The following is a 10165-nucleotide window of genomic DNA, read 5'->3' as shown; positions in this document are numbered from 1 at the left end:
AAAAGCCACTAGGGGCGACAGCAGAAGGGAAAAGGGAAGCTGCAGGAAATATCACCATTTTTGTGTGATTCCTTTGCAGAATAGGGACACCCTCTCCCCAGGCCGCCGCCCGGCCCTCATCCCATACACCACCCGACATCCCGGAACGGCACGGAGCGCGCAGGCTATGGAAGGACTTAAGGCGCAAAAGGTTGTTAGATAAGAGGTGTAGTTAAAGTTATATAGTGTGATACGAAAAAAGACAGGGCTTATTCGCTTTTGGGGCGGGAAGCTGCTGTCTTTTGGTTTGGGCGGATAGATTGATAAAGGATTTTGTTAGCGGCAGGGGGATTGGGTTAGAATCTTTTGGTGCTGACTTTTATTTTGAATTTTCCGGTGAATTCTTTGTATACGGCGGTTACGGTGTAGGTATCGTCATATTCTACGTCCATATATGTTTCCAGGGCTTTGGCGCGGTCTAATTCTTTTACGATCCCGCCTTTTGAATCGGTGATGGTAACATCCACGGTGCCGGTTTTGACATTGGTTCTCAGGGATATTTTGAGTCTGTCCCCTTTATCGGCGGTGAAGGAGAAATCAGAAGCTGCGGTTTTCTCTTCTTGCACACTCACGTCGATGTTTCCATAAACTTTTCGTCTGGTGCAAAAGAGAATGAGCAGTGCAGCTGCAATCACTGCCAGAATTATTGCGATCGTTATTTTCCGTTTCATTTATATTTCTCCTGTATATCGCGGGACAGTCTTTGTTCTGCTGATGAAATCAGCAGGGACGACAGGTATTTTGCTGTGGGAAGCAGGGAGCGGCGGTCTATCTGAAAGCCGGGCTGGTGGATGAGCTGGCCCCGGCCGGTGCCTATTTTAATGTAGCATCCGGGGATGTCCTGTGCATAGAAGGAAAAATCATCGCCTCCCAGGGACTGTTCCTCTTCTGCCGTGGCAAAGCCCATGTCTCCAGCGATTTGGCAGGCCTGTTCTGCCATGCGTGAGTCGTTGCAGACGGCGGGAGGGCCGGGGATCCATTGGATCTGTGCTTTGGCGCCGTATGCAAGGGCGGTGTTTTCGGCTATCTGACACAGTCTTTCCCTGTAAAGCTCCCTGTCGTTTTTATCCATGGTGCGTACCGTGCCTTCCAGCTCGGCGGTTTCGGGTATCACGTTCCAGGTATTTCCTGCCTGGATGCGGGTTACGCTCAAAAGAGAAGGGTGAAAGGCGTTGACATTTCTGCTCACTATGGTCTGGAGGGCCTGTACCATGGCCGCGGCGGCGGGAATGGGATCAATGCCATCGTCGGGATGGGCGCCGTGGCAGCCTGTGCCTTTGATGGTAATCACAAAACGGTCCACTGCGGCGGCCACATAGCCTTCACGGATGCCGATGGTATTCACCGGATTGGTTGGGTCGCTGTGGATTCCCCAGATCCGCTCCACTCCCTTCATGAGATCGGTTTCCAGGATTTTCAACGCTCCCAGGGAGGATTCCTCCGCCGGCTGGAAGATGATGCGTACCTCGCCTTTCAGGGATTTTCTATTTTCATGGAGAAGGATCGCGGCTCCAAGGCCGGCCGTGATATGGAAATCATGGCCGCAGGCATGCATTTTCCCGGGATATTCCGAACGGTAGGAAAGCTCTGTTTCTTCCGTGATCGGCAGGGCGTCAATATCGCAGCGAAGCGCCTGGACCGGGCCTTCCTGTTCTCCCCGGATAACGGCGGCAAGGCCGGTTTCCAGATTGGCAGGCAAAATTTCAATGCCGGCTTCCTCCAGAAATTCCCGGATCCTGGCCGTAGTCTCATATTCCTCGTAGGAAAGCTCCGGATGTTGGTGAAACCAGCAGAAGGCTTCCATTAATTTTTCTTCCAGCATATCTGTACCTCCCTTGGTGTGGTATTCAGTTCCTGCTGTTGGGATCCAGCGCGTCACGCAGGGCATCGCCTATGAAGTTAATGGCAATGACCAGGACTACAATGAGCAGTCCGGGGGGAATCCAGAGCCAGGGCTGTTTGGTGAGCACGGTCAGCGACTGTGCGCCGTTAAGCATGTTTCCAAGGCTCGCCGTAGGGGGCTGTACGCCCAGGCCCAGGAAGCTTAAGGCCGCCTCGTCCAGCATGGAGAGCGCCAGGACAGAGGTGGCGTAAACCAGGATAGGCGCCGCCGTATTGGGCAGAATCTCCGAAAACAGAATGTGCCTCAGGGGCATTCCTGCCACAATGTTTCCTTTGATAAAATTGGTTTCCCGTAGGCTGAGTACATTTCCTCTGACCAGCCGGGCTATGCCGGGCCAGTCCACAAAGCCCAGGATCAGGATGATATTCCACAGGCCGGGCTTGAAAATGGATGCCGCCACCAGCACCAGAAGGATGTAGGGAAAGGACATCACCATATCCGTAAAACGCATGATGATCATGTCCGCCACGCCTCCGAAATATCCTGCAATCAGCCCCAGCACCACGCCGATTACCGTGGAAATCAGGGTTGCCATAACTCCCACCAGAAGGGAAATCCGCATGGCATAGAGAAGCCTGCTGAGGACATCCCTTCCAATCTGATCGGTTCCCAGCCAGAACTGTGCGTTGGGCGCGCCGCTGAAGCTGCCTACGATGGCATCCGGATCATAGGGCGCAATGACGGGCGCAAGAAGCGCCGCGCTTCCCAGGATCACCAGTATCACAAGGCTGACCGCGGCCAGATGGTGCTTCCTGAATCGGCGCATTACGGTCTGAAGATAGCTTTCTCTTGAAATATCCGTTATTTTATGTTCTTTTTGTATTTTCGTCCTCATATCCGTTTTGCTCCCTATTGCAGCTGTATGGTAGGATCAACCAGCGCATATAAAATGTCCGTCAGCAGGTTCGCCGCCAGCACCACAATTGCGGACAGCAGGCAGACGGCCATGATCACGGGATAGTCCCGGTTGGAAATCGCGCTCATGGTCATAAGGCCCAGGCCGGGCCAGGAAAATACCTGTTCAATGATTACCTGTCCGCCGAACAGCATGGGGATTTCCATGCCGATTACGGTAACGATAGGAACCAGGGCATTGCGCAGGGCGTGCTTATTGATTACCATAAAACGGCCGATCCCCTTGGCCCTGGCAGTGCGCAGATAATCCTGCTGCAGGATTTCCAGGACCGCGCTTCGGATATAACGGATATTTGTTCCTGCCATGGAGGTGGCAAGCACCAGCACCGGCATGACCATATGCCTGGCCACATCGGCGAAGCCGCCGTCCGTTCCCAGAGTGGTCATACCGCTGGACGGCAGCCACCCCAGCTTTACCGTAAAAAGGAAAATCAGCAGGAGCGACAGGAAAAAGCCGGGCACACTGCTTCCCAGAAAGGAAAGGGTTACCACCGTATAGTCTCCTTTGGAATACTGATGTATGGCGCTGTAAATACCAGCCGGAACCGCCATAATCAGGCTCACAACCAGGGAAACACCCATGAGCAGCAGCGTGGGGCCAAGGTGTGTTCCGATCATGGAGCTGACAGACTGAAAGGTTTTCAGGGAATACCCCATATTTCCACGCAGCAGTTCTCCCAGCCACACAAAATACTGTACATATATGGGCTTATCCAGCCCCAGTGCGATCCGCTTTGCTTCCACGGCAGCCTCCGAGATACGGGGCCCCTGCAGGATTTCCAGCGGGCTGCCCGCCAGGCACATAATCGCATAATCTATAATGGTTATCCCGAGCAGGACGGGAATGGCAATCAGAATACGCTTGATAATATATTTACTCACGACCGCGCTTCCTCCTTCTTTACAACGACGGGACAAGCCGCCATATGTCCGCTTCCCGGACTGGTCTCCAGCATCTCTGGCTCCTCATGTCTGCAGCTCTCCCGGGCATAGGGGCATCTGGGATGGAAGCGGCAGCCTGCGGGCGGATTCGTGCTGGATCCGATTTCTCCCTGCAAAAGCTCCTGTTCCTTAGCCGCTTTATCGGGATCCGGAACCGGAACCGCATTGATCAGTGCCTTTGTATAAGGATGCACAGGAGAATGGAACACCTCCTCCGCCTTTCCCAGCTCTACAATTTTACCCAGATACATGACTGCGATCCGGTCGCTCACATAGTTTACAGCGCCCAGGCCGTGTCCCACAAACAGGCTGGTCAGATGAAGATCTTTTTGCAACTGACGCAGCAGATTGAGGATCTGCGCCTGTATGGAAACATCCAGCGCGCTGACAGGCTCATCACACACAAGGAATCTGGGCTTTAAGGACAGCGCCTTGGCAATCCCGATTCTCTGCCGTTGTCCGCCAGAAAATTCGTGCGGGTATCTTCCCAGCACGTTCCTGGACAGGCCCACCATATCCAGAATCTGATCCACATCCTTAGACACGGTTTCCGGGGTGGAAATGTGATGGTAAAGCATTGGCTGGGAAAGGATTTCATAAATATGCTTCCTTGGGTTCAGGGAAGAATAGGAATCCTGAAAAACCATCTGCAGCTGGGTGCGGATCTTTTTCATCTCCCCTGCGCTGCACGCGGCCAAATCCCTGCCTTCATAATATATTTTCCCCTCCGTAGGACGCTCCAGCCTTACAAGCTGCCTGCCGATAGTGGATTTGCCGCAGCCGGATTCTCCCACCAGCCCCAGCGTTTCACCCTCCATAACGGAAAAAGTCACACCGTCCACGGCTTTAACAAAGCCAGTGGTATGTGTGATGATGCCGCCCTTAATCGGGTAATACTTTTTCATATTTTCCACTTCTATCAGGGGAATCTGTTTCACTCTGTCCTGAGCCATCTTTATCTTCCCTTTCCTTCATGACTACACATTTTGCCCGGTGTTTTTCACCAAAAGGGTAATCCTTCTGGGGTTTGTCACATTCCGGCCTGCGGTATTCGCAGCGGTCCGCAAAACGGCAGCCTGTAATATCATCGTAATTCTCCGGCACAATTCCAGGGATGGAAAATAACTGTCTGTCCTCTCCATCGTGAATGCTGGGCACCGTGGCCAGCAGCGCTTTGGTATATGGGTGCTTCGGCGCATGAAACAGCTCCCTTACCGGCGCTTCTTCAATAATCTGTCCGGCATACATCACCAGCACCCGATCCGCCATGCTGGCCACCAGGCCGATGTCATGGGTGATCAGGATGATGGACATTCCGATTTCCCTGCGCAGTTCCTTTAACAGCCCCATAATCTGCGCCTGTATCGTAACATCCAGGGCGGTTGTAGGCTCATCCGCAATGAGCAGCGCCGGATTACAGCAAAGGGCCATGGCGATCATGGCGCGCTGGCGCATCCCGCCTGACAGGGTATGGGGATATTTTTTCATAACAGCGTGCGCATCCGGCATTCCCACCCTGGCAAGAATAGACTCCGCCCGTGCGGCGGCCTCTTCTTTGGATAAATGCAGATGCCTGCGGATGCTTTCCGTAATCTGGCTTCCCACTGTAAACACCGGATTTAAGGAGGTGATCGGATCCTGGAAGATCATGGTCATGCGGTTTCCCCGGATGTCATCCAGCTCCTTTTCCGTCATCTCCAGAAGATTCTTACCATCAAACAGGACAGAGCCGTCAATGACAGCTCCGCCCCTTCCTAATAAACCCATAATAGACAGTGAGGTAACACTTTTTCCGCAGCCCGACTCTCCTACAATACAGACCACTTCGCCCTCGTCCACATAAAAATCAACATGATCCACGCTGACCGTTCTTCCGTAATCCCCTGTAAAAGCAGTGGTCAGCCCGTTTACCTCAAGTAAATGCGACATATCGTTTCCTCACTTGCATTCCGCCTTACAGGCATTATTCTGCTACATCCCAGTTCTGCACGTCGTTGAAGAATCCGTACACGCTGGGTACCGCTCCTGTAAGCCGTTTATTTACCGCCCCCTGAGCGCTGATAATATAAGCGGAAATCATGGGGACATCCTCCTGTACTTTTTTATCCACTGTGGAATAAAGCTGTTTTGTCTCTTCCATATCGCTGGTCAGCTGTGTGGCCCTGAGAGCTTCGTCCACCTGGGCGTCGCCGTAACCGGTCCAGCTGCCTTCTCCACCCAGCAGCCACGCCACATCCGGATAAGGATCCACAGGCGCATAGGTGTACTGTACGGCCAGAATATCATAATCTCTCGTTCCTGCCACAGACATCAGCGTAGCGAAATCAACGGTCTGAACCTCCGCCTTGATGCCTACGGCCGCCCACTGGGCTACCATAACGGTTGCCGCGTTCACAAAGGTGCTGTCCCCGGAATTCACATAGAAACGCAGTGTCTGTGAGCCATCCCACCCGGCATCCGCAAGAAGGGCTTTCGCCTTATCCGGATCATAGGGGATCGGCGTAATGCTGTCATCAAAGAACGGGCTGGCGCTGGATAAAAATCCGTCCACCACTTCTCCGTGGCCGTTCAGCAGTTCGTTCAGTATCTGTTCTCTGTTGATAGCATAAAGCATTGCCTGGCGCACTCTCACATCAGGAATGTTTCCGGTCTGGATGAACATGGACTGATTGGTTACGGGAGAGCCGTAAATTACTTCCACGTTGTCAAGCGCTTCCACGCTGGCGTAATCCTCGGGAGGAATCACGCTCATGGTATGCTGGGTAATATCGATTTCACCGGACTGCAGGCCCGCATACAGCTGGCTTCCGTCCACGATTTTAATGTTCAGCTTGTCAAGCTTGGGCGCGCCTCTCCAGTAATCGGGATTGGCTTTATATGATATATAATGATCCACATCATAATCCGTCACAAAAAACGGTCCGCTGATTACATCCGGCTTGTTGAACCAATCCGCCGTAGCCAGCTCTTCCTCGCTGTACTTCTCAATGACATGCTTGGGAAGCGTCAGCAGGTATCTCGCGTAGGAATTCTGGAAGGTGGTCAGTGACATTGCTTCTTTCGTGGTAAACTGCACGGTCTTCTCATCAATTACATTGATGCCCGCCACGCTGTCGGCGCCCGCTTCCACAAAACCATCGTCACCCACGCCTTCGAAAACATAATACATCATTGCGGTATTGTTAATTACCGGGCTTGCCAGCCTGAGGGCCGTATAAGCCACATCCTCCGCCGTGATCGGCGTGCCGTCGGACCACTTTGCCGCATCATCGATATGAACCACAAAGTTCTTATTATCCTCAGTAGTGATGGAATCCGCTACCATTCCCTGGAAATTCAGATCCGCATCCAGCTCCATCAGCGGAAGGAACATCAACGCGGTAGCGTACTTGTTGATCTCACCGCCGTTTAACTGCAGCGGGTTCAGGCTGCCCAGCGTATCCGTCACGCCTACATTCACAATCTTCTCACCTGAACTGCCGGTCTGCGCTCCCGCCGTTTCCCCCGCCGCTTTGCTTTCGGCAGGCGCGGTGCCGCTGTTATCCCCAGATGCGCCGCAGGCTGCCAGGGAAAAAGCCATGATGGCAACAAGCAGCAGGCTCATTGTTCTGTTCATGATTTTTCTCATAATTCTCCTCCTTCACTCTCCATGCTTACCAGCATAAAATAATATATACCATACTTTTCCTACTTGACAAATATGAATTAAATTGGTTTATTATATCGTTACGGTAACGGATTGTCAATATTTTTGGGACAAAAAAAGTGAAATTTGTATTTTTTTCAGTTACAGTTCTGTAAAAGCAGGAAAACCGGTGCCGGACGGCCGGATTTCCTTTTAATAACCAGAAAGAATTTCTGCAAAAAGGTAGCTGCGTACAACTGCACGGATTGCTGAGCTGCTTTGCAACACTTTTTATACCTTTCTATCCCGCTTTTCTTGACAAAACCTGCCCATAGGGTTATATTACAATCAATTTGCATTTTCATTTCCTTAACCTTGTTTATTTTACTACACTCTGTTATAAAGGTACAATAAAAATGAAAAATTTTTTAATTTATCAGTCCTCTGAATACGACTGCGGTCCTGTTTCCTTAATTAATGGCATCCGTTACTTATTTGACCGGGAAGAAATCTTTCCTGATGTCATTAAGTTTATTATGCTCTATTGTATGGATACTTATAATGAAGCAGGCGAACTTTGCAAGCACGGGACCTCTGCCGCAGCCATGAATTTCGTGGCAAGCTGGCTGAACCATTTCAGTCAGGTCAAGCCGTTTCCCATCCGCTGCGAATTCCTGTCCGGCGAAGAGGTGACCATTTCGGAAGGAAATAAAATATATGCTGCCCTGGAAAAAGGCGGCGTCGTGCTGCTGCATGTTTTTCTTGAGGTGGGCCATTACGTGCTTCTCACCGGAATTGAAGGGGATACCGCCTTTCTTTTTGATCCTTATTATGAGGAAGAGGGCACGCCGGAATTCGATGCGGAATATTACACGGAGGGGATTACCTTCATAAATGACCAGCCCAAGAAGGCAAACCGCGCAGTCAGCCTGGAGCGTCTGAACCGTTTTACCAGGGGGTACTATGAAATGGGCGAATTTGCCTGCCGGGAGGCGCTGATTATGTTTAATAAGAACCGCTCCCCTCAGACCTGATTTTTTCTTAAAACCGGAAAAGAATCTGTATCACGGAACGCTTACGGCTTATGGCTTATGGAAAAGCTTCCGGGAAACAGATTCTTTTTTTGTTCTGATTATTTTTTGTCCTGATGGCCTGACCTGTTTTTAATCAGCCAAGCACTGTCTTCAGCCACTGATGGGCAAGCACCGGCCAGATTACAGCCTCTTCGTTCGCTTCCTTCTGATCCGCCGCCGCTTTTTCCGCCTCACTCATGTCAAACTGTGAGAGGAAGCTGTCTTTCATTTCTTTGGGAACCTCCAGATTTCCATTCCTTACATTTTCTGCTATCGCAAGGGTCTGCTCCATGGTATAAGGTTCCCCGTAATCTCCTGCCGCCCATTTTTCATTGGCAAGGGAAAGCCCGTGTTTTCCACAGGAAAATACGTGATGGGCGAAGGTTATGCCCTTTTCTTTAAGAGCCTGTGCGAACAGATAGCTGTTTTCCACAGGAACCGCCTCGTCCGTCGCAGTCTGCCACAGAAAGCAGGGCGGCGTATTTTCGGTCACCTGTGTTTCCAAAGACATGTATTTGAGTTCCGCCTCTGTGGCATACGCGCCCAGCAGCGCCTGGATGGAGCCCTGGTGCGCCTTATCCCCTGAAGTGATCACCGGATAGGAAAGAATGGCGGCGTCCGGCCGGTTGGATATTCCTTCATAAACCTCATCGCTGATATCTGCAAAGTGAACGCATACACTGGCACAAAGATGCCCGCCTGCGGAAAAACCGCAGATGACCAGCCTGTCCGGATCTATACAGAACTCTCCCGCCCGGCTTCTGATAAAACGAATTGCTCTTGACAGATCCCGCATGGGCTGGTCTTTCAGCGGCTCCAGCATCAACGGATTTGTCGTATAGGTTAAAACAAAGGCATTATAGCCTTTCTCATAAAACTCCATCGCCACAATTTCTCCCTCCGTGGGAGAAACCACGCAGTAAGCGCCTCCCGGCACTACCAGCATACAGGGTCTTGCCTGTTCCCCTTCTTCATGGATATAGCTCACCAGCTTCGGCACGAATCCAAAAGCCAGAGGATACTGATATTCCCCTTTTTGCCATATCGCAAGTGTTTCCTTTTTCATTCCTTCCTATCCCCTTTCAAGCTTTACTGAATATGCGGATATTGCATACTATTCTATGATAAAGCTTTTACCCTGAAATTTCCATAATAATTTGAGGGAAGAAGGATTTTTCGTACAGAAGGTGACATATGGGGTATCATCTATTCGGTTAAAATCAAAAAAAGAGTGTTCGCCGCGATAACTCAACAGGCTTTACACTCTTTTATGATAATGATATTTCTTATACGGTTACGCGTTTCGCTTTTTTTATTTTATCCATTTCTTTTTCCAGCCTGTTTACCCTTGTTTTTAAGGTATCGACTGCTATTTCGTACATCAGTGTTTTATCGGATGCACGAATAGACTCATTCATTTTGTCAATGAGGTTTATATGGTTTTCGGCCAAAAGACGGATATTTTTATTGGTATCGTTTTCCACCATCAGCGCAACTCCTGTGATACGCCCGTTTGCGATTTTTATTTCTTTTTTCAGGAAATTAACGTCAACCCTGAGGACTTTAACTTCTCCATTCAGGTTGTCTACGTCATCTCTCAAGTCTTTTACTTCTTCCTTCAGTACTTTTACATCCTCTTTCAGGACATCTACGTCTTCCTTCAGTACT

The 10165-nt window shown here is 50.6% G+C and carries 9 protein-coding genes and 1 pseudogene; 1 reads left to right on the top strand and 9 read right to left on the bottom strand.

Annotation, left to right across the window (positions count from 1 at the left end; genetic code table 11):
* Positions 1-335: 335 nt before the first annotated feature.
* From HMPREF1548_RS03745 to HMPREF1548_RS03715, 7 genes are read right to left on the bottom strand one after another with little or no spacing between them, the layout of a single operon-like run.
* Positions 336-710 carry a hypothetical protein gene (locus HMPREF1548_RS03745; RefSeq protein ID WP_021634427.1) on the bottom strand — a complete coding sequence of 125 codons (375 nt, stop codon included), beginning with the start codon at positions 708-710 and terminating at the stop codon, positions 336-338.
* Entirely contained in the window at positions 707-1861 is a 1155-nt protein-coding gene (locus HMPREF1548_RS03740) for an amidohydrolase (RefSeq protein ID WP_021634426.1), read from the bottom strand. Before HMPREF1548_RS03740 ends, HMPREF1548_RS03745 begins: the two co-directional genes overlap by 4 nt.
* Before the next feature lie 25 nt (positions 1862-1886).
* Positions 1887-2777, bottom strand: a complete 891-nt coding sequence (locus HMPREF1548_RS03735; RefSeq protein WP_021634425.1) for an ABC transporter permease — start codon at positions 2775-2777, stop codon at positions 1887-1889.
* Positions 2778-2791: 14 nt separating this feature from the next.
* The gene (locus HMPREF1548_RS03730) at positions 2792-3739 is read right to left on the bottom strand and encodes an ABC transporter permease (protein WP_021634424.1); all 948 of its coding nucleotides are present in this window, start codon (positions 3737-3739) and stop codon (positions 2792-2794) included.
* Complete coding sequence (locus HMPREF1548_RS03725) at positions 3736-4752, bottom strand: ABC transporter ATP-binding protein (RefSeq protein WP_025488705.1); 1017 nt, start codon at positions 4750-4752, stop codon at positions 3736-3738. The genes HMPREF1548_RS03730 and HMPREF1548_RS03725 overlap by 4 nt, the downstream gene beginning before the upstream one ends.
* The gene (locus HMPREF1548_RS03720) at positions 4682-5728 is read right to left on the bottom strand and encodes an ABC transporter ATP-binding protein (protein WP_021634422.1); all 1047 of its coding nucleotides are present in this window, start codon (positions 5726-5728) and stop codon (positions 4682-4684) included. The genes HMPREF1548_RS03725 and HMPREF1548_RS03720 overlap by 71 nt, the downstream gene beginning before the upstream one ends.
* Before the next feature lie 34 nt (positions 5729-5762).
* Positions 5763-7427 (bottom strand): ABC transporter substrate-binding protein, encoded by a 1665-nt coding sequence (locus HMPREF1548_RS03715; protein ID WP_021634421.1) that lies wholly within the window; start codon positions 7425-7427, stop codon positions 5763-5765.
* A gap of 413 nt (positions 7428-7840) precedes the next feature.
* Between HMPREF1548_RS03715 and HMPREF1548_RS03705 the strand changes: the two genes are divergently transcribed.
* The gene (locus tag HMPREF1548_RS03705) at positions 7841-8458 is read left to right on the top strand and encodes a hypothetical protein (RefSeq protein WP_021634419.1); all 618 of its coding nucleotides are present in this window, start codon (positions 7841-7843) and stop codon (positions 8456-8458) included.
* A 133-nt stretch (positions 8459-8591) separates the two neighbouring features.
* On the opposite strand, the gene HMPREF1548_RS03700 is transcribed toward HMPREF1548_RS03705, so the two are convergent.
* Both HMPREF1548_RS03700 and HMPREF1548_RS29820 read right to left on the bottom strand, forming a co-directional pair.
* Positions 8592-9563: an alpha/beta hydrolase gene (locus tag HMPREF1548_RS03700; RefSeq protein ID WP_021634418.1), complete on the bottom strand. Its 972-nt coding sequence runs from the start codon at positions 9561-9563 to the stop codon at positions 8592-8594.
* 220 nt (positions 9564-9783) lie between these two features.
* A pseudogene (locus HMPREF1548_RS29820) lies at positions 9784-10165 on the bottom strand (hypothetical protein); the annotation flags it as partial.

This window comes from Clostridium sp. KLE 1755, from assembly GCF_000466465.2.
Classification (GTDB): Bacteria; Bacillota; Clostridia; order Lachnospirales; family Lachnospiraceae; genus Eisenbergiella; species Eisenbergiella porci.
Note: the sequence above shows the minus strand (reverse complement) of the source record. Positions and strands in the feature narration are given on the sequence as shown.